We start from the raw sequence: 20,325 nt of genomic DNA, 5'->3' as shown, positions 1-20,325 counted from the left end.
TGTATGAATCACTACCTTTTTATGCAATGTAGTGGCAAGAAGATTTTGGAATGAGCTATTTTCAAGCTGCGGCAGCCCGCATCATGAGCCTCTGGGAGGATCCTTCACGCCTGCACCCCACCTCTGCCCCGCGCCGATCCCTCTCAGATGATGTGACGCACCCGCGGGGGCATCAGCCATTTCGGACGCCACTTGATGAAGCCGGACAGCGCCCAGACGGACAACACCAGCAACCAGACACCCGCTCCCATATAGCGGGCAGTGGAATCGGCGAAAAACTCTCCGTCCATCGGCAGAGGCTCGAAGACGAGCTTGAAGAGGAATATCGGGGCATAGAAGACCATCAGAAGCGCCTTCCACCCTCCAAGAACCACCAGCAGGGAAAGGTACCCCACCGGAAGCCATCGGGAGCCTCTGTCCATGCCTGCAAGTGCCGCCGCCATCACGGCCACCATGCCTCCGAAGGAAAGGAATTCCCAAACCTCGAACTGGATATCCTTGAGCTGCCTGAAGGTCAGTTTCCCCAGCCCTGCGGCCAACCGCCCGATCCCGAACCGCTCGCTGAATCCGAGTCCCTCCGCATTCCGTGCCGCTTCCCCCAAAACCGCTACGCCATGGGCGATCAACGAGATCAAGGTGCCTGAAACAAGCAGCAGTGGACGGGAAATATTCATGGGCTGGACGGGACAAAGATCAGTAATTGTTAATAATTTATCACCGGAAATGCAAATCAAAAATGCGCAGTTATGATGCACCACGCGCTATATTGAAGATTTCCCACTGTGACGGTCGGAGCCGGTCCAACCGCCTCAGATTCAATCCCACCGAGCCGGATGCGACCGCATCCGGGTATGATCCGCCACCGCCGACCGGCGGAGATCTCCAAGGTTCAGCCCATATCCGTCATTTCGACGAGATCAGCCATGACCGCTCGTGCCTGGCCGCGACACCTGGAGGCAGCTCGATCGGCCTCCGGTTCGCCAGATACCAGGCCAGCCCGGCAAGGCAGACGGCGGCAGACAGGACCAAGGTGGCGAATTTCATGACAGCAAGGAGTTGGCGGCGGCCATCAGGTCGACGGACGCCGCCGGCAATTCTCAGACCATTTCGATGCCATGGCGGGCGGCGATTCCGATCACGGTGTCCATGTCCGGACCATCCGGCAGGTCGAACGGCGCTTCACATTCCGGGAAGAATGTCTCCAGCCCCGGGGGATTGGCGAAGACATAGAGCTTGCCGTCCGTGTCTCCGATGTTGCGGAAGGCATGCGGCTTGCCACGGGGCAGGAAGACGGTGGTGCCGGGGCCACCCTCGCTCCACACGCCATCGGCGAAGAATGCGAAGCGGCCTTCGATGACGATGAGCAGCTCATCCTCGTTCCGGTGGATGTGGACGGGGGGCCCGTTGTCCGGTGGAGCGATGTAGTGCGCCCCGGTGAGCCAGCCATTCGACTGGCGGCCGGTGAGGAAGAAGCTGATCCGGCCGCCGAATGCCCCGATGAACCGGGCGTCACGTTCGGGATCGCGGAGGATGGTTTCCAGTGGTGCTGTGGGCATGGTGGTGGTCATTGCAATCAGGGGTTGGTGGTAACGTCCGGGATGGGAAATCGGGAAAAAGCGGCGCGTGGATCGGCTTTGATACGAGGTTCGCAGTAGCATCCGCATCTCCGGATCCTGCCGTCATCCACGGCCGCCGTCGATGGGACGGAAGAGCCATGTTCAGCGTTCCGTGTCCGCATCCGGCACCATCCGGGGCGCGACGGATGGCCACGACAGGCTCGCGGAGCCATTGCCGCCGATCCAGGTGAGCGTGTTGCCGCGGAAGACCGCATTGCCGGGGTTCACCGGCATTTCCGGCAATGGATAGAACCCAGGGAAGGCGATGCCGTTTTCCCGCACGATGGTGGTGCTGGTGCCGTCCGGGTGGACGCGCACCTCCGTTTCCGTGAAGGTGCCGTCCCCGGTCAGCTGGAACTGGGTCATGCGGCCGGTTCCGAAGTCGATCATCCCGCGGTTGCGGATGCGCTTCGGCAGGTAGGTGCCCTCCGTCTCCGGATCCACGGAGGACAGGTTGGAACCACCGGACCATGTGAATGTGGTGGAGGCATCCGGCTTGTAGGTGCCGGTGGCGGACACCGTGCCATGGCAGTCCTCCATGTTGGCGAACATGCGGGGGAGATGCTGCAAGGGCATCTCCGGATTCCCCCGGCTGCCGCGGATGTCCGCGCGGAACTTCACGTTCATCTCCAGCTTCGCGGTCAGCGCGCCATGGGATCTCAATTCATAGGTGAAAGGAACGCTCCACTCCGTGATGGGCACCACGTTGCTGCGCGTGGTGAAGTTCTTCTTCATGATCACCTCGATGTTGCCAATGGGCGGTGATGACGGCATGCGGATGGTGATGCCGGAGAATGGCTCCCAGCGGACGACATTCATCCTCTGTCCTCCCCAGCGCACCTCATACAGCGCCTCACCCGGATCGTCGCCGAAGTCCCCTTCAATCAGGAATTTCGTGTATGGCTCGGTCAATCCCTTGCCCTCGTGGATCACGCGCATGATGGCGGGGCGCAGGATGTAGGCGGGCTTCGTTTCGTGGTGCTTCCACAGTAGCTTCGCGTTCGGGTGGTTCTGCTTGGGGAACTTCGGGCTGGGGTCGTAGTCGTACTCGAACGCGCTCATCCACCAGCGGATGGTGCCCAGTGCGAAGGGCCGCTCCTTCGGCGTGGACACCGGCGGCTCCTCATTCATGCCCAGCAGCCTGTCGAATATCTTCAGGAAAGGCGTTCCGCTCTGGGGACCGGAGAGCCAGCTCCAACTACCGTAGGAACCCGCATTGGCATCGATGAATCCCTGCGCCAGTTCCTCGCCGCCCCCATAGCAGGCATCGATCAGGACCAGCGAGTTGTCCGCGAAGCGCAGGCGCTTGCGCACGAACTCCGAGGTGATGGAGTAGTAGGGCTTGTTCTCCGCATCCGCGGAGAAGACGAGTTCGCGGTCCTCGATCATCGCCTTGAATGGCCCGTCGTTGAGCGCGTCCGTCGCCGGTTGGTAGGTGACGAGCGAGATGCCGATGCTGCCGTCCTTTTTCCGGTACGGCACGCCATGGGACTGCCAGAACAGCACCGCGATGGGCTTCACGCGGGACCAGTTGAGGAGCTGCTGGACCGTCGTGCTCATGTAATTCGTCGCGTTGTAGTTCCGTGATGAAAGCCAACCCGCGATGGTGGGGGCGGAGTTCGGAAAGGTGCTTTCGAGGGAGAATGCGGTGATGGCATGGTCCGTGGACGGCAGGTTGTGTCCCGTCGTTTCCCCAGCGGCCCGCGGGGAGTAGGCGGGTGCTCCCATGGCCATTGCCGGACCACCGGACGCAAGCATGCTTCGGCCCGGAGTCATCGTGGCTGCGGTCTCGATCGACGGCCCGTTGTAGCGGCGCGGTGCGGCCAGCAGGGTGGCGCTGGTTCCGTCCGTGAAAGTCACGGATACATTGTCGGCGGGCGGGATGATTTCCGTGGACTGCACCAGCGGACTTTGCATCGCCCATGCGCTCACGTTCGCCTGCCATTGTTCGATGGGCAGGGACTGCCACTCCTTCATCTTCGGGGAGGCCGCGGTGAGGAAATCCAGCTTCGCCCGGGAGCTGATGCGGTCCCCGTAGGTCACGTAGTACAGACCATCACCGGACAGCTCCACGGACGGCAGTGCGGTGGCGGTCCCGGTTTTCACGCGGGCAAAGACCTTCCCGCCGGGCTGCGGAGGGAGGCGGAACATGAGCTGCGCCGCACGCCCGTCGATGGCACCGGCGATCATCGGCCGCCAGGTGGCGGTGGCGGAGAGATCATCGGAGATTTCCAGCACCGCGTGGCGCGAACCGGCGGGAACATCCACCTGGACGGTGAACTGGCCCAGGGCATCGAAGGCCGCGCTCCGGTTCACCGGCTCGGCGGACAGGGCCATGACCGCGAGACAGAGACTGATCACGTAGATGATGAGGAGATGGATGTTCATGATGGGATGCCCGGGTTGCTGCGGGCGGTCGGTGATAAGGGGAAATCCGCCATCCGGTAAATGGGCCGAAAGGTCCAGCAGCCGCGCCTTTCCTTCCGCCCGCGCCCGCGTCATAAAGGGCACATGGACTCCCACACAGGCGGCATCGACGCACTCTCCGGCAGCGCGGAGTGGTTCCGCCTGCTATTCGAGCGGAGCACCGATGCGATGAACCTCATGGATCCGGAAACGATGGAGTTCGTCGCAGGCAACGAGGCGTTCTTCCGTGCCACCGGGCTGCCGCCGGAGAAAGTCATCGGCCGCACGCTGATGGACATCTGCCCGGAATATCAGGCGGACGGCAGGACCACCGAAGCGGCCGCGCGCGAAACCATGCGGCTGGCGATGGAGAAAGGAAGCCACCGCACGGAATGGCTGACCCGCCGCGGCGACGGGGTGGATGAATTCATCGACGTGGTGGCCACCAGCCTGCCCTCCGGCGGGCGGACGCTCATCCTCAGCACCGCCCGCAACATCGACGGCAGCAAGCGGATGGAAGCGGAGCTCCGCCTTTCGGAAACCCGCTGGCACCGCGTCTTCGAACAGATCCCCATGAGCATGCAGATTTTCGCTCCGGATGGTTCCACCCGGCAGGTGAACCGTGCTTTCGGGGAGCTCTTCCAGCTCATCATGGAGGACCTCAAGGATTTCAACATCCTGCAAGACCACCAGCTCGAGGAGGCCGGCCATATGGACAAGGTCCGGCGCGCGTTCGGCGGTGAAGTTTCCGTGATACCGCCGATCCCCTTCCAGTTGAAAACCGCGCCGGACCAGGAGGGGAAGGGCGTTCGCTGGATCGGATCGACGATGTTCCCCGTGTTCGACCCTGCGGGCCGCATCATCGAGGTGGTGTGCGTCCATGAGGACCACACCGCGCGGAAGATCGCTGAGGACGAGGTGCGCCAACTCAACCAGACGTTGGAGCAGCGCATCGCGGAACGGACCGCGGAACTCGTGATCTCCGAGGAGCGGTTCAAGCAGCTCTTCAGGTTTTCCCCGCTTGGCATGGCCCAGGTGGATGAACAGGCCCGCTTCCAGCAGGCGAACCCGGCGTTCTGCGAGCTGGTGGGCTATGACATCTCCGAGTTGGGGGAAATGAGTTACTGGGACATCACTCCGGAGCGCTACTACGACGGACAACGTAGTTCCATCGAGGCCCTCGGGCGCACCGGCCGCTTCGGTCCCTTTGACAAGGAGTACATCCACAAGGACGGCCGGCGCATCCCCGTGCGGCTGAATGGCGTTCGCGTCGTCTCCTCCACCGGCGAGGTGCAGGTATGGGGCATCGCCGAGGACATCTCCGCCCGCCACGCCGCGGAGAGCGCGCTCCGCGAGTCCGAGGAGAAATTCAAGGCACTGTTCGAGTTTTCTCCGCTGGGCATGGCACGGGTGAACTGGGAAGGGGACCTGATCCAGGTGAACGAATCCTTCGGCAGGATGATCGGCTACACGCCGGAGGAGGCCACCGCGCTGAGCTACTGGGACATCACCCCGCGCAAGTATGAGGAGCAGGAAAAGCTCATCCTGGAGCTCGTCGCCCGCGAGGGGCGCTTCGGTCCGTTCGAAAAGGAATACATCCACCGTGACGGCCACCTCGTGCCCATCGTCATCAACGGAATGAAGATCCGCGGGCTGAACGGAGAGGATGAGTTGTGGGGCATCGTCGAGGACATCACGCCACGCAGGCAGGCGGAACAGGCGATCCGCGAGTCGGAGAAAAAATTCCGCACACTGTTCGAGTCGTCCAGCCAGGGGGTGATGCTGCATGACGAGAACCACCGCTTCTCCGAGGTGAACCCCGCCGCCGCGAAAATTCTGGGAAGGGCGCCGGAGGATTTCATCGGCATCCATCCATCCGAAATCGCGCCGGAGTACCAGGCGAACGGAGAGCTTTCAGAAACCGTCGCCCGACGGGAGATCGGCAGATGCCTGGAAACCGGACTGTCGCAGTTCGAGTGGACCCACTGCCACAAGGACGGACATGAACTCCAGCTCGAGGTGACGCTCAACCGCATCCCCCATGGGGAAAAGAACATCATGCAGGCGTTCATCACGGACATCTCCGCAAGGAAGCACGCGGAGATGGAGTTGAAGCGGTCCCTGGAGCGCGAGCGGGAGCTGAACCAGCTCAAGAGCAACTTCGTCTCCATGGTCTCCCATGAGTTCCGCACGCCGCTGGGCATCATCCAGTCGTCCGCGGAGATCCTCGACGACTACCTCGACCAACTGGAAGCCGCCGAGCGCGGCGAGCAGCTCCAGTCCATCATCAAGAACTCCCGCCGGATGGCGGGCCTGATGGAGGACGTGCTGCTGCTGGGCCGGCTCGACTCCGGGCGCATGGAGTTCGTGCCGCGGCCGCTCGATCTCGCCGCGCTGTTCCGGCGGCTGGTCGATGAGGTCCGCTCCACCACCGACGCCCGCCGCCCCATCGAGTTCTCCACCACCGATCTCCCGGAGGAAGCCATGGCCGACGAGCGGCTGCTGCGCCACATCCTCCTCAACCTGTTGAACAACGCGGTGAAATATTCGCCGGACGGGACGCCGGTGACATTCCGCGCGTCGGCCACGGATGGACTGCTTCGCTTCGTGATCCGCGATGAAGGAATCGGCATCCCGGAAGAGGATTTGCCTTCGTTGTTCGAAGCATTCCGCCGGGGATCGAATGTCGGCCAGACACCCGGCACGGGCTTGGGCCTCGTCATCGTCAAACAAAGCGTGGAACTCCACCGCGGCGACATCTCCGTGGAAACGCGGCAGGGTGCGGGCACCACTTTCACCGTCACCATCCCACTTTCATGAAAACGATCCTGATTATCGAGGACGAGCCGGAGATGCGCCGCAACCTCGCGACCATCCTGCGCCTGGAGAAATACCATCCCGTATCCGCGGAGAACGGCCGCACCGGCGTTGAGGCCGCCCTGCGGGAAAAGCCGGACCTCATTCTCTGCGATGTCATGATGCCGGAGCTGGACGGCTACGGCGTGCTCCGCGAACTGCGGGCGGACAAGACCACGGAGGCGACCCCTTTCATCTTCCTGACGGCCAAGGGTGAGAAACCGGACATCCGCTCCGGGATGAACCTCGGCGCCGACGACTACCTCACGAAGCCCGTCGCCAAGGCCGAGCTGCTCGCCGCCATCGCATCCCGGCTGAGGCGCGCGGAACAGACGACCGTGCCCGCCTTCGATCCTGATTTCTCCTCGGCCGCGCCGCTGGAGAGGGCATTCGGCCTCACGCCGCGCGTCGCGGAGACATTGCTCTGGCTCGCACAGGGGAAAACCAACGGCGACATCGCAACGATCCTCGGCATCAGCGAAAGCACCGTAAAGAAGCACGTGCTGGAGATCTTCGGCACGCTGAATGTCGAGACCCGGACCGCCGCGTGCCTGATCGCGGTCGAGGCCCTGAGCGGAAACTGACGTCCGCTTTCCCGGCAACAAAAAGGGCGGCACGAATGCCGCCCTTTCCTGAGATTTGGAGAATCAGACTCCGTACCGATCAACCGCGGTTGCTGCGGTCCTCGACGCTCGGCCCCTTGGCAGCGCGCTTGCGGGCGTTGGCGTCCAGGATGCGCTTGCGGAGACGGATGTTCTTCGGGGTCGCTTCCACCAGCTCGTCGGCATCGATGTATTCGATGGCGCGCTCGAGCGAGAAGCGGACCGGAGGGGTGAGCTTGGAGGTCTTGTCCTTGCCGGAGGAGCGCATGTTGTCCAGGTGCTTCTCCTTGACCGGGTTCACCGGCAGGTCGCCGACGCGCGGGTTTTCACCGACGAGCATGCCGGCATAGACCGCGTCGTTCGGGCCGACGAAGAGGATGCCGCGCTCTTCCAGAGCCTGCAGCGAGTAGGTGGTCGCCGCGCCGGAATCCATGGAAACCAGAGTGCCGGTGGTGCGGGTGACGATCTCGCCGGCGTGCTCCGCGTATTCCTTGAAGAGGTGGGACATGATGCCGTGGCCGGAGGTCAGGTTGACCAGCTCCGTCTCGAAGCCGATGAGGCCGCGGGTCGGGATGGACGCCTGGATGAACACGCGGCCGGAGGCCTCCGTGTCCATGTTCTCCAGCAGGCCCTTGCGGTTGGAGATGCTCTTGAGGATGCCTTGGGCGTAGTCGCCGGGAGCTTCCACGTAGAGGGTCTCGAACGGCTCGAGCAGCTTGCCGTTCTCATCGCGGCGGTAGATCACGGTCGGACGGGAGACGCAGACCTCGAAGCCCTCGCGGCGCATCTGCTCGACGAGAACGGCGATCTGCATGGCACCCCGGGCGGAGACACTGAATACACCGGCCTGATCCGTGTCCTCCACCTGGATGGAGATGTTCGTCTTCAGCTCGTGCATGAGGCGCTCGCGGATGGCGCGGGAGGTCACGTGCTTGCCTTCCTTGCCGGCCAGCGGGCCGTCGTTGATGGAGAACTGCATGGACACCGTCGGCGGGTCGATCTCGACGAACGGCAAGCCTTCCATATCGGCGGCACCGGCGAGGGTCTCACCGATGTCCACGTTGTCGATGCCTGCGGCGACACCCACGATGCCACCGGCGGAGCAGCCTTCGGAGTCGGTGGTGGCCAGACCGGAGTAGCTGAAGGTCTTCATGACCTTCGACTGTTGCTTGGTGCCGTCCTTGCGGATCAGCCAGACGGTGTCGCCCTTCTTCACGCTGCCACCGAGGACCTTGCCGACGGCCACACGACCGACGAAGTTGTCCCACTCGATGTTGGAGACGAGCATGGAGAACGGTGCTTCCGGATCGGCCTTCGGCTCGGGGATGAACTCGACGATTTTCTTGAGGAGGGGGATGCAGTCCACCTTCTCGTCATCCGGCTTGTCCATGAAGTAGCCGTCACGGGCGGAGCCGTAGGCGAAGGGGGCGTTGAACTGGTCTTCGGTCGCGTCCAGGTCGAGGAACAGCTCCAGCACCTGGTCATGCACCTTCATCGGGTCGGCCAGCGGGCGGTCGATCTTGTTGATGACGACGATCGGCTTCAGGCCTTCGGCGAGAGCCTTGCGGAGAACGAAGCGGGTCTGGGCCTGCGGACCGCCAAAGGCGTCCACGACGAGAAGCACGCCGTCCACCATCTTCATCACGCGCTCCACTTCCGCGCCGAAGTCGGCGTGGCCCGGGGTGTCCACGATGTTGATCGTGTAGCCTTCCCAGTGGATGGAGGTGTTCTTCGCCTTGATGGTGATGCCCTTTTCCTTCTCGAGGTCCATGGAGTCCATCGCGCGCTCCTGCTGCGCCTGGTTCTCACGGTAGGTGCCTCCTGCCTGGAGGAGTTGGTCAACGAGGGTGGTCTTCCCATGGTCAACGTGGGCGATGATGGCGAGGTTTCGGATCTTGAGTGACATGGGAAAAAACGACGATGAGTGGACCTCCCGGTTCGGGCGGGGCCGGGGCTATGCACGCTTTTTCCGCCGCTGGCAAGGCGTGATTTTCAAGCTTTTCCGGCGAATCCGTCTCAATTCACGGCTTCCCCGACCGGACTTCCGGACGCGTAGGCCATTTTCCGGTCCCGTCTTTGGAGCAGAATCACGCAAAAGAAGGACAGCATGAACAGGAGCATGGAGAGCAGCAGGCCCTCCAGCATCGTGGTGAGATAGATCGACCCGAAGGACACATTTCCAAGCCGCGGGACATCCGGCTCGAACTGAGCTGGAAACGCTCCGATCTCGGCAATGGTCCGCAGTGAATCCACGATCACGGACGCCCCGAAGCCGCACCAGAAATCCGGAGTGAATGGCACCCCCATCCCGGTGGTGACGGCCAACAGGCTGCCTCCCGAAATCAACGACCGCGTTTTCGTCCCGAGCTTGAGCGCCCGCGAGAGGATACTGTCGCCATCCGCCAGCGGACGGACCACCGAAGTCACCACGGCATATAAAAGGATGAACGAAACGATGGCGGACATCATGGCGAGGATGGCGACGCCGCTCTTCCACAGGCCCAGCCAGCCGAGGGCGATCGCCAGACTCGGCAGGGCATTGAGCGTGCAGTGGAGGGACCAGAAGCGCAGTTGTCGCGGGAGCACCTCCCTGAGTGTTTTGCTGCCCATGACCGGATAGCCTACCCGGATGGATGAAGATCCGATGAAAGTCCGGCAAAAAGCACGCGAAGCTTCGTTTCCTGTCTCCGCAAAATTCTTCCCATGTTCTGTTCCGGGCCTAAGGTGCGGTTCCTCCAACCATCGTCCCATGAGCTATTCCCTGATCCTCACCCACCCCGGCGGCTCCCACAAAGACGAGTTCCTCGCCTGCTGCCTGCTCATCTCCGTCCACCAAGCGCCCGTCGTGCGCCGTGAGCCAACCCAGGAGGATCTGGATGACCTTTCCACGGCCGTGGTGGATGTCGGGGGCGAGCATGACCCCGCGCGCGGAAACTTCGACCACCACCAGTTTCCGAAGGATCACCCGCCGATGTGCGCGCTGAGCCTGGTGATGATGGATCTGGGCGTCTATGATGATGGCCGCGCGTTCTGCGACTGGCTGGAACCCGCCGAATGGTTCGACACCCGCGGTCCGGTGGAGACCGCCCGCTGGCTGGGAGTGGAACGGGAGACACTGTCGAAGCTCCAGTCACCCGTGGATCTGACGCTGTTGCGCCGCTTCGCCTCCTCCACCGCGCTCGCGCCGGGCGACACACTTTGGGAAGCGATGAAGTGGATCGGTGATGACCTCCTTTCCTACCTGCGGAACCTGCGCGAGCGGCTGGACTACATCTCGCGGACCGCGCAGGTCTGGGAGATCGCTCATGAGGCCGGCCCGTTCCGGGTGCTGGCCATGCCACGCACCGAGCCGCTGCCGGACGAACCATCCTCCGGGATGGGACGCTACATCCAGTCCCTGCCGCCGGAGGAGCAGGGCATCGCCGGGCTGGTGTATCCGGACCGCCGCGGCGCGGGCTACGCGCTTTCCCGCCACAATGACCATCCCGGCCTGGACTTTACCCGCATCGGGGAGGAGGCGGACGTTCATTTCGCCCATGCCCGCGGGTTCGTGGCAAAGACATCCGCCACGGATGCGGAGCGGCTCAAGGAGCTGCTGTCCCGTTCCTGGGTCTGAGAAAACACCGGCAGGACCATTCCAAAATAGCCCCTTGCGGCATCCCGCATCGTTCCTAAGTTAGCAACATCTATGCTTCACGCCGCCGCTCCCAGCCTGCCGGACTACCTCCGCGAGGAGATCCTCCTCCACCCGGAGAACCGCAAGTTCCCCCCGTTCAACCTCACCCGGCTCCTCGACACCGTCTTCACCCCGACCGAGGGCTGTCGCGTCTGTATCCTGATCGACTTCGATGAACCCGCGGGACTCATCAAGGACTTCGCCTTCCTCAACGAAGAAGACTTTCCCGTCCAGAAGAACGCCCACAAGCACTTCTACGAGGGCCTCAGGAAGGGCAGCATGGAGAAACTGGGCATGAAGGGCGGGGAGATGTTCGCCTACAAATGCACCTACGGCTCCAACCTGGACCTGGCGGACGACGTCTGGGACACCGCGGGCAACCACCTGTCCCTGGACCGCGACATTTACCCGAACTACGACATCATCCTCTGCATCTCCACCTACTCCGCAACGGCTCCGCTCACCGCGAAGTGCAAGGAGTACGGCTTCCGCGGCGCGACGCTGCACGGGCTGAATGACATCATCCTGAACAGTGGTCTGGCCGTGGACTACCATGAGGTCTCCCGCGACGCGGAAAAACTCCGCACCGCGCTGACCAAGGCGGACTCCATCGAGATCGACTTCGCCCTGGAGGACGGCCGCGTGCTCACCGCTTGGCTCGGCCTGGGCAACCAGGAAGCGCAGAAATCCCACGGCCTGTGCAATGGCCGGACCCCTGACGTGGCGAACCTTCCTGCCGGGGAAGTCTATTTCGTCCCGAACGACGCCCGCGGCCAGTTCCCGATGAAGTATGAGGACGGCACGCTGGGTGTGCTGGAGGTCACGGACCGCCGCATCATTTCCTCCACCCTCATCGCGGGCAACCAGGCCACCATCGACGCCCACAACGCCCGCCTCAAGGATGACCCGATGACCGGCACCCTGGGCGAGCTGGGCTTCGGCACCCAGGTGCTGCCCGTGTCAGGCGCGGACATCCAGGACGAGAAAGTTCTCGGCACCTGCCACCTCGCCACCGGCCGCGACGACCATCTCGGCGGCGACATCATCCCGGAGATGTTCAAGAAGCACGAGAACTCCACCCACGACGACATCCTGTTCGCGCCCCACAAGACGCCGAACTTCAACATCAGCCAGGTCCGGATGAAGCGCGGTGAACAGCGGGAGGTGCTCATCGAGAATTTCCGCCCGTCACGCTACCTCATGGACGCCCTCGCGGAAGGCCATTGAAAAGTTCTCGCACCTGCGGCGTTCCGGCCGCAGATTTCCCATTCCGCCTCCCAACCCATGCGTGAAACCCTGATCGTCATCGGCTTGTTTGTCCTTGCCGTTGCGCTGCGCAGTTCCCGGCAGTTCGTACTGAGGAAGCTGGGGGCCGCCCTTTTTCTCGGCGCTACCTTCTTCCTGTTCTACTTCGTCAGCGGAAAGATTGTGGTCGGGGCCATGGGGGCTGGGATGTGGTTCCTGCTACCGTGGATCGAGTTGCTCACCCGCGTCCGGCGGATGAAGCTGCCGCTCGACAACCGGCTTTCCCACAAGTCGCTGCCGAACCCATCCCATTTCCCGAATGCGACGGAGGCCGCCTCCGCCATGGATGAGGCAGGGTTCGAGCATGTCTCCGACTGCGGCTGGGAATGGGCGGGCATGCAGCAGTTCTTCCGCCTGTTCTGGCACCCGGAGGAACGGGCCATCGCCGCGGTATGCCTCTGCGAGCAATGCGACGTCACCTTCGCCTTCATCTCCATCACCTCCCATGACTCGAAGGGCAACATCTGGAGGACGACGAACTTTCCCTTCGCCCCCACCCTCCGCTGTCCTCCCAACGTCCGATGGAACCATGTCCCCTGCGAACGGAGCTGCTTCCACCAGATCCTCACCAACCATCAGGAATTCCTGCTCCGGATGAAGGTCGCGGATGACCTCCGCATGCCAGATCCCGAGGTGATCGAAGACAGCATCGAAAAGGAGATGCGCAGCCAGGTGGAGCACAACCTCGCCTCCGGCATCATCCGCCTGACAGGTGACGGCCATTTCAAATACTCGAAGCGCGGCCTGTTCTTCCTCTGGGGCCAGTTCGTGAAGGATATGATCCGTCTCTGCTGAGGATCAGGAATCACTGTTCCAGCAGAAGCAATTCCAATCCGCTGAACTGTTGGAAATCCGCATCGAATGAGACGATCCGGTGGTTTCCCGACAAAGCGAACGCCGCGAGGTACGCGTCCGTCCAAAGCCTCTGGGAAAACTCCAGCGACTCAAAATGGATTTCCACATCGTCCGGTTCCTTGAGAAACGTGACCTCTGGCAATGCACGGAAAGTCCGGTAGATTTCCCAAGCTTCCGTTCTCGTATATGGTCGGCCCGCCATGACCTTGGGGTGCGTGACCAACCGGAGGAACCCCATCATCGTCACACGGCAGAAGGCCAGTCCTTCCGGCCTCAGTCCACCCCAATAGGCTCTCGCCGGCCGATGGAACGCGTGGTCGCTATCCGCCAGCGCCAGCCAAACATTGACGTCCGGCAGATCAATGGTGGAGACCATCAACATCCTCCTTGTCCAGAATCTCCTGCAGTTCCGCGTTGGACAGAGCAGGAGCGGTACTCCCTTTGGATTCACGGAAAACCGGCAAAGGACTTCTGGAGAGAGGCTTTCCGTCGGCCACCTGCTGGCCACGAAGTCCTGCTACGATGTATTTCTCCACCAATTCCTTCATCTTGACCCCCTCTTGGGCTGCCCGGATCTTTAAATCCCGGAAAATGGGATCAGGCAAATCCAAGGTTGTTCTCATTCTTGGATATTCGCATCAAAATGCCTAAACGTAAAGCATCCATTCAAGGCACGATCGTCTCCGGCAGCCCGAAGGTCCCCCGGATTTCCGCGTAGAGCTTCACATATTCCGCTTCCAGACGGGCCGCGAACCGGCGGCGGCCTTCTTTGGTATGGTCCCCCGGCTCCGCCTGCAGCGGCTCGCCGACCAGCATCCACAACGTGCCCCTTTTCGCGGGAAGCCAAGGACCGACATTTCTCAAACGATCCGTCCCCAACACCACCACCGGCACAACCGGACACCCGGAGCGGGCCGCCAGCGTGCAGACCCCGCGCTTCACCGTCGCGCCCCTCAGGACGGAACGCTCACCCTCCATGACCTCTCCTTCGGGGAAAATACCGACCACTTCACCGCGACCGAGGCGCTTCAGCCCTTCGCGGATGGTTGGCAGGGCGGCCCCACCGCGATCCACACGGAACGCTCCCCCATGGTAGAGCACCTTACGGGAAATCCAGTTCTGGAAAAATTCGATCCTCGATACCCAACTGACCCGTCTCGCCAGAACCGCGCTGACCACAATGGGATCGAGATGGCTCACATGGCTGACCGCCACCAGCATCCCGTCCTCGATTCCTGCCATCTTTTCCAGACCACAGGTATGGATCCGCATGGTGCATTTGAAAATGCCCAACCAGAACACCCGGCAGGCATCATAGAAACGGCCCGGTGTCTTTGAGTGGGAAACCGGGATGCTGAGCGCCCGCAGGCGCTTCCTGTCCGGTACCCCCGGAACCCCAACAAGCCGGGGACACGAATCCACCGGCAACGCAATGTCTGAAACCACTTCCATTCGGGCGGCGCAGCCCATAACATGCCGCTGGGGCATTCTGCAAGTTTCTTCCGGTTACCACACGCTGGAAAACCGGGAATACCCGTCCAAAAAGCTCCGGATCCCCTTTTGGGGTTTGCTTGATATTTAGGATTTGTTTTACATTTCCGCCAGCGCAGGGGAAATCCCCCTCTTCCCCGGCGATTCGCGCTTTTCTGATCGTCGCTCCCACTGAATTTCCCACGTGTCCAGATCCCTCAAAATTCTCATCGCCTGTGGTGGCACCGGTGGCCACTTGTTTCCCGGGATCGCCGTGGCGGAGGCCCTCAAAGCGGGCGGGCATGATGCGATGCTGCTGATCTCCGAGAAGAAGATCGATTCCCAGGCATCCGCGAAATACAGCCATCTCCGCTTCGAGCGGGTGCAGGCGGTTGCCAAGCCGGCGACCACCTCCCCGAAGATGATCCCCTTCCTCATCAAGCTCTGGAAGGCCATCGGCCACTCGAAGAAGCTGATCCGCGACTACCAGCCGGACGCGGTGCTGGGAATGGGAGGCTTCACCTCCCTGCCGCCGGTTTATGCGGGGCACAAACTGGGGCTGAAGACGTTCATCCATGACTCGAACGCGCGGCCGGGCCGGGCGAACGTGCTGACCAGCCGCTTTTGCACCCAGGTCTTTCTGGGTCTGGAGCCTGCCAAAGCGTTCTTCCCCCGGCACAATCCGGAGCTGACCGGCACACCGGTCCGGCCGGAGATCCTGGCCCTGCCCAGCCGGGAAGAGGCCGCAGCGAGATTCGGCTTGGACCCTGCCAAACCGACCATCGTGGTCACCGGGGGCAGCCAAGGGGCCCAGGGCCTGAACCGTCTCTGCGCGGAAGCAGGCAACCTTCTGCCGGTGAACTTCCAGGTCCTCCACATCGCCGGAAACCTTGATTTCGAGGCGGTCAGCAAGATCGCCGGAGGGCGGGAGAACCACAAAATCCTGGGATTCTGCGACCAGATGCCGTCGGCCTATGCCGTGGCGGACCTGATCATTTCCCGGTCCGGGGCCTCAAGCCTGACGGAAATCGCCATTTCCGGGATCCCATCCATCCTGGTGCCGTTCCCGTTCGCGGCGGACGACCACCAGACGAAAAACGCGGAAGTTTTCGCCAAAGCGGGCGCCGCGCATCTCATCCAGCAGAAAGACCTGGACGCCGCCACCCTCGCCGGAATGGCGACGGGGATTTTGACAGACTTGCAAACCCGTGAGCGCATGGCACAAGCCGCCCGCGCACTTGCGATCCCGGACGCCGCGGATCGCGTCTGCCGCGCCATCGAAGCCACCGTCTCCCCATCATGACCGATCTCAGCCAGCGCCTCACCGACCGCAGCAACCCGCTGCACATCCACCTCATCGGCGTCGCCGGTTCGGGCATGAGCGGCCTCGCGCTGCTGCTCCTTGGCATGGGCCACCGGGTGAGCGGCTGCGACCGTGTGACCACCCGGGAAACGGAGCGGATGCAGAAGATCGGCCTGGAGTTCTGGTCGCCGCAGACCGGGGAAGCCGTGAAGGACGCTGACCTGGTGGTGTATTCCTCCGCCATCCGTCCGGAAAATCCCGCCTACGCCGCCGCTGTGGATGCGGGCATCCCCCTGCTGCGCCGCGCCGAGTGCCTGGCCGCCATCCTCCACACGAAGAAGGGCATCGTCATTTCCGGAACGCACGGGAAAACCACGACTTCCTCCATGACCGCGCACGTGTTGCGTGAGGCCGGACAGAAACCCAGCCACTACGTCGGCGCGGAGATCCCGATCCTGGGCGCGAACGCGAAATGGTCGGAAGACGGCACCCACATGGTGGCGGAAGGGGATGAGAGCGACGGCACGCTGGCCCTCTACCACCCGGAACACTCGATCATCCTCAACATCGAGGCGGAGCATCTCGATTTCTACCGCGATCTCGACCACATCAAGGAGGTCTTCACGAAGCTGGCGGACCAGACCACCGGCAAGATCGTCTTCTGCGCGGAAGATCCGGTCGCCCATGAAATCTGCTCGGGACGGCCGAATGCGATCTCCTACGGCTGGGACGACGCGGACTACACCGCGTCCGACATCCGCGACCTGAAAGGCTCATCCGCCTTCTGCGTGATGAAGAACGGCGAGCCGCTGGGCGATGTGGAACTCGGCATCCCCGGAAACCACAATATCCTCAACGCCCTCGGCGCGATCGCGCTGGCGGACTGCTGCGGCGCGGAATTCGCCAAGGTGGCGCGTGCCCTCGCCACTTTCGCCGGAGCGAAGCGGCGCTTCGAGACGAAGTACCTCTCGAAGGACTACCGCATCGTGGATGACTACGGCCACCATCCGTCCGAGCTGGCGGCGACGCTGCAGACCGCCCGCTCGCTGAAGCCCGGCCGCGTTGTCGTCCTGTTCCAGCCCCACCGCTACACCCGCACCCAAGCGCTCGCCGATGATTTCGGCAAGGTCCTGCAGGCGGCGGACCGGATTTTCATCACGGATGTCTATGCCGCTTCCGAAAAGCCGATCGAGGGCATTTCCGGGCAGACCTTGGTCGATGCCGTGGAAAAACATGGCGACATCCGGGTGACCTATGTGCCGGATCTGGCGACCGCCCACCACGCCGTCGGCAACGCGCTGGAGCCGGGGGATCTCCTCATCACCCTCGGTGCGGGGAACGTCCATGAGATCGGGACGAAGATCTCCGCGGATCTCAAGGTGCTCGAGGAAATGCGCGCCCTGATGCCGGAGGGCGAAATCGAGGGCCGTCTCTACGAGCCGATGAAGAAGCACACCACCATGCTCGTCGGCGGACCGGCGCAGTATTGGATGGAGCCGCACAGTTTCTACGCCTTCGCCTTCCTCGTCAGCTATTGCCGGGAGCGCGGCATCCCGGTACGGGTGGTCGGCCGGGGGTCGAACCTGCTGGTGCGCGACGGCGGCATCCGCGGTGCTGTCATCCACCCCAGCGGCGGTGTGTTCTCCGAGGTGACCGTGGACGGCAAGGGCCATGTCACGGCGGGTGCCGGGGTCCGTCTGAAGAAACTCGCCAGCGCGGCAGGAGGACACGGCATCGGCGGATTCGAATGGATGGAGGGCATCCCCGGCAATGTCGGCGGCGCTCTCCGGATGAACGCCGGTGCTATGGGATCGGAAACCTTCGATCAGGTGGTGCGCGTCACCTTCCTGGATGAGGACGGCGTGATCCGCACCCGGGAGCGGGACGAGATCGTCGCCAGCTACCGGAACGTGCCGGAACTCCGCCGCAACTTCGCGCTCCAGGCCGTCTTCAAGGGCAAGCCTGACAAACCTGAAAACATCAAGGCCCGCTGGGAAGAATCCCGCGAAAAGCGCCGTAGTTCACAGCCCATCGCCGCATCCGCCGGATGTGTCTTCAAGAATCCGGAAGTCATCGCGGCGGGCCGCCTGGTGGACTCCATGGGCCTGAAGGGCACGTCCGTCGGCAAGGCCGCCGTTTCCGAATCCCACGGCAACTTCATCGTCAACACCGGTGGTGCCTCCGCCACCGAGATCCTCACCCTCATCGAATCCATCCAGGCCAAAGCCAAAACCGAGCGCTACGTCGACCTCGAAACGGAGGTCAAGATCCTCGGCGAAGACGAACCCGATTTCTGAAAGCCATGCTCCAAGGAAAGAGAATCGCCGTCCTGATGGGTGGCCCCGGCGCCGAGCGCGAGGTTTCACTCGCCACCGGCAAGGCCATCCACAAGGCGCTCACCGACGCCGGCCATGACGCGGTCACCGTGGACGTGACCGGCACCACGGTCGATCTGCCGGAAGGCACCGACCTCGCCTTCAACGCCATCCACGGCACCTTCGGCGAAGACGGCCAGCTCCAGGATTTCCTGGAAGCCAGGGGCATCCCCTACACCGGTGCGGGCTCCGCGAGCAGCAAGCTCGCCATCGACAAGTCCCTCGCCAAGGAACGCTTCGTGGCGGCGGGCGTCCCCACCGCCCGTTCGGAGGTCCTTGTCCTCTCACCCGGCCTGCTGCCGAACCCCACCATCAAGGCGCCGCTGGTCATCAAGCCGCCGCTGGAAGGCTCCAGCGTGGGCATCCAGATCGTGAAAGTGCAGGATGACGTGCCCACCGCGCTGCTGAAAGCCGCGGAGAAATACGGCGTCGTGCTCCTCGAGGAATTCATCGAGGGCAGGGAACTGACCGTGGGCATCCTGGATGGCACCCCGCTGCCCGTCGTCCACATCATCCCGCCGGACGGCGACTACGACTTCTCCAGCAAATACCCCTGGCTCTCCGGCGGAAAAGGCAGCCAGTACATCTGCCCGGCTGATCTGGATGAGGAAACGACCCGCTCCGTGCAGGAAGCCGCTCTGGCCGCCTACAAGGCGCTGGGCATCGAAGTCTATGCCCGCGTGGACGTCCTGCTGGACAAGGACAACCGTCCGTTCGTCCTGGAGGCGAACACCATCCCGGGCATGACCGAGACCAGTCTCCTGCCGAAGGCCGCCGCCGCCGCAGGCATCCATTTCCCCGCCCTCTGCCAGACCATCGCCGAACTGTCATTGAACGTGGAACGATAAACCGCGGGCCTCACCGCCCGTCCGCCGGACACCGCCATGAAGAAGACCTCCAGACCCAGCAAACGCCCGCAATCAAGCGTCCTCCAGGTGCGCGTGATGTCGCCGCGCATCGCGTGGTTCGGCTTCCTCCGGATCTTCGGCAGGTGCATGAAATACGCGCTCATCGCCGGCATGGTGGGAGCCGCGGGATGGGGGGCATGGAAGGGCATCCGCCACGCCTTCCATGAGAACCCGGACTTCCGCCTGCAGACGGTGGATCTCAACGAGAACAGCGCCATCGACGAGTTCGGCGTCTATCAGGTCGCGGACATCGATCCACAGGTGAACCTGTTCACCCTGGACATCGACCAGGTCACCGAACGGCTGCGTGCCGTGCCCGCTCTTTCCGCCGTGCAGGTGGAGCGCCGCCTTCCGGGGACCCTGCATGTGCGCGTCCTCGCCCGCGTGCCTTGCGCCTGGGTCGCCACCGAGGGGGACTCTTTCGGGCGCAAGCCCGGAGGTCTGCTCATCGACCATGACGGCCATGCCTTCCCCTGCACCACCGTCCAGTTCGAAACCGCGGAAAAACTCCCCGTCATCCTGCTTCCCGCCGGCGAGGATCATCAACTCACTTCCGGCAGGACCGTGGACCACCCGGAACTCGCCCGCTGCATGCGGTTGCTGGATGCCGCCACCACCGCCGACCCCGCCTCCATCTCCCGCATCGAATCACTGCGGCAGGCGAACAGTTGGTCGCTGGAGCTGGTGACCCGTGAGGGCCTGGCGGCGACCTTCGGTCTGGGCGACCACGAGCGCCAGATCGCCAACTTCCGCGCCGCCATCGACCATGCCAGCCGCGGCAACTACTCCATCGCCACCATCAACCTCATCCCGAAGATCAACGTCCCCGTCACACTCCGCGGCTCCGCCCCCCCTCCCAAGGCGGTCATCGTGCCGGAACCGACAGCCGACGACGTGCGCCGCGACCGGCGCTCCCGTGATCTGAACACCCTCCTCAACAGCCGCTGATCCGC

General features: G+C 63.1%; 18 protein-coding genes. 9 read left to right on the top strand and 9 right to left on the bottom strand.

All coding sequences use genetic code 11. The features are described from left to right. Positions 1-143: 143 nt before the first annotated feature. The 4 genes from OVA24_RS03245 to OVA24_RS03230 all read right to left on the bottom strand — a co-directional run bounded on the left by OVA24_RS03245 (position 144) and on the right by OVA24_RS03230 (position 4,004). Entirely contained in the window at positions 144-674 is a 531-nt protein-coding gene (locus OVA24_RS03245; RefSeq protein WP_267673461.1) for a hypothetical protein, read from the bottom strand. 229 nt (positions 675-903) lie between these two features. Beyond that, a complete protein-coding gene (locus OVA24_RS03240) occupies positions 904-1,044 on the bottom strand; it encodes a hypothetical protein (protein ID WP_267673459.1) in 141 nt (46 codons plus the stop codon). Positions 1,045-1,097: 53 nt separating this feature from the next. Then, positions 1,098-1,556, bottom strand: a complete 459-nt coding sequence (locus OVA24_RS03235) for a cupin domain-containing protein (protein WP_267673457.1) — start codon at positions 1,554-1,556, stop codon at positions 1,098-1,100. Between the two features lie 162 nt (positions 1,557-1,718). Next, positions 1,719-4,004, bottom strand: coding sequence for a hypothetical protein (locus OVA24_RS03230; RefSeq protein WP_267673455.1), 2,286 nt, complete (start codon positions 4,002-4,004; stop codon positions 1,719-1,721). A 123-nt stretch (positions 4,005-4,127) separates the two neighbouring features. On the opposite strand from OVA24_RS03230, the gene OVA24_RS03225 reads away from it, so the two are divergent. After that, positions 4,128-6,842: a sensor histidine kinase gene (locus OVA24_RS03225; RefSeq protein ID WP_267673453.1), complete on the top strand. Its 2,715-nt coding sequence runs from the start codon at positions 4,128-4,130 to the stop codon at positions 6,840-6,842. Then, positions 6,839-7,462: a response regulator transcription factor gene (locus OVA24_RS03220; protein WP_267673452.1), complete on the top strand. Its 624-nt coding sequence runs from the start codon at positions 6,839-6,841 to the stop codon at positions 7,460-7,462. The genes OVA24_RS03225 and OVA24_RS03220 overlap by 4 nt, the downstream gene beginning before the upstream one ends. 79 nt (positions 7,463-7,541) lie before the next feature. Here the strand turns inward: OVA24_RS03220 and typA are convergent, their stop codons facing one another. After that, positions 7,542-9,386 (bottom strand): translational GTPase TypA, encoded by a 1,845-nt coding sequence (gene typA / locus OVA24_RS03215; protein WP_267673450.1) that lies wholly within the window; start codon positions 9,384-9,386, stop codon positions 7,542-7,544. 110 nt (positions 9,387-9,496) lie between these two features. Next, a complete protein-coding gene (locus tag OVA24_RS03210; protein ID WP_267673448.1) occupies positions 9,497-10,090 on the bottom strand; it encodes a hypothetical protein in 594 nt (197 codons plus the stop codon). 139 nt (positions 10,091-10,229) lie between these two features. Between OVA24_RS03210 and OVA24_RS03205 the strand changes: the two genes are divergently transcribed. The 3 genes from OVA24_RS03205 (at position 10,230) to OVA24_RS03195 (ending at position 13,256) form a co-directional block, all read left to right on the top strand. Then, complete coding sequence (locus OVA24_RS03205; protein ID WP_267673446.1) at positions 10,230-11,096, top strand: MYG1 family protein; 867 nt, start codon at positions 10,230-10,232, stop codon at positions 11,094-11,096. 72 nt (positions 11,097-11,168) lie between these two features. Further along, the gene (locus OVA24_RS03200) at positions 11,169-12,383 is read left to right on the top strand and encodes a M29 family metallopeptidase (protein WP_267673444.1); all 1,215 of its coding nucleotides are present in this window, start codon (positions 11,169-11,171) and stop codon (positions 12,381-12,383) included. Positions 12,384-12,440: 57 nt separating this feature from the next. After that, on the top strand, positions 12,441-13,256 hold the full coding sequence (locus OVA24_RS03195; protein WP_267673442.1) for a hypothetical protein: 816 nt from the start codon (positions 12,441-12,443) through the stop codon (positions 13,254-13,256). A 10-nt stretch (positions 13,257-13,266) separates the two neighbouring features. Here the strand turns inward: OVA24_RS03195 and OVA24_RS03190 are convergent, their stop codons facing one another. The 3 genes from OVA24_RS03190 to OVA24_RS03180 are packed head-to-tail and all read right to left on the bottom strand — an operon-like array spanning position 13,267 to position 14,588. Then, positions 13,267-13,698, bottom strand: a complete 432-nt coding sequence (locus OVA24_RS03190; RefSeq protein ID WP_267673440.1) for a TA system VapC family ribonuclease toxin — start codon at positions 13,696-13,698, stop codon at positions 13,267-13,269. Further along, on the bottom strand, positions 13,676-13,939 hold the full coding sequence (locus OVA24_RS03185; protein WP_267673438.1) for a hypothetical protein: 264 nt from the start codon (positions 13,937-13,939) through the stop codon (positions 13,676-13,678). The genes OVA24_RS03190 and OVA24_RS03185 overlap by 23 nt, the downstream gene beginning before the upstream one ends. Positions 13,940-13,982: 43 nt before the next feature. Continuing rightward, the gene (locus tag OVA24_RS03180) at positions 13,983-14,588 is read right to left on the bottom strand and encodes a lysophospholipid acyltransferase family protein (protein ID WP_267673436.1); all 606 of its coding nucleotides are present in this window, start codon (positions 14,586-14,588) and stop codon (positions 13,983-13,985) included. 403 nt (positions 14,589-14,991) lie between these two features. On the opposite strand from OVA24_RS03180, the gene murG reads away from it, so the two are divergent. Genes murG through OVA24_RS03160 form a run of 4 tightly spaced genes read left to right on the top strand, consistent with a single transcriptional unit; the run spans position 14,992 to position 20,320 of the window. Then, the gene (gene murG, locus OVA24_RS03175) at positions 14,992-16,089 is read left to right on the top strand and encodes an undecaprenyldiphospho-muramoylpentapeptide beta-N-acetylglucosaminyltransferase (protein WP_267673434.1); all 1,098 of its coding nucleotides are present in this window, start codon (positions 14,992-14,994) and stop codon (positions 16,087-16,089) included. Then, positions 16,086-18,386: a UDP-N-acetylmuramate--L-alanine ligase gene (murC, locus tag OVA24_RS03170; RefSeq protein ID WP_267673432.1), complete on the top strand. Its 2,301-nt coding sequence runs from the start codon at positions 16,086-16,088 to the stop codon at positions 18,384-18,386. The genes murG and murC overlap by 4 nt, the downstream gene beginning before the upstream one ends. Before the next feature lie 5 nt (positions 18,387-18,391). Continuing rightward, positions 18,392-19,312 carry a D-alanine--D-alanine ligase gene (locus OVA24_RS03165; RefSeq protein ID WP_267673430.1) on the top strand — a complete coding sequence of 307 codons (921 nt, stop codon included), beginning with the start codon at positions 18,392-18,394 and terminating at the stop codon, positions 19,310-19,312. Positions 19,313-19,348: 36 nt separating this feature from the next. Continuing rightward, positions 19,349-20,320 (top strand): cell division protein FtsQ/DivIB, encoded by a 972-nt coding sequence (locus tag OVA24_RS03160; RefSeq protein WP_267673428.1) that lies wholly within the window; start codon positions 19,349-19,351, stop codon positions 20,318-20,320. Positions 20,321-20,325 lie beyond the last annotated feature (5 nt).

The sequence above is a fragment of the Luteolibacter sp. SL250 genome, assembly GCF_026625605.1.
In the GTDB taxonomy this organism is placed as follows: domain Bacteria; phylum Verrucomicrobiota; class Verrucomicrobiia; order Verrucomicrobiales; family Akkermansiaceae; genus Luteolibacter.
The sequence above is the reverse complement of the archived record's forward strand: the minus strand, read 5'-3'. Positions and strand labels throughout refer to the sequence as shown.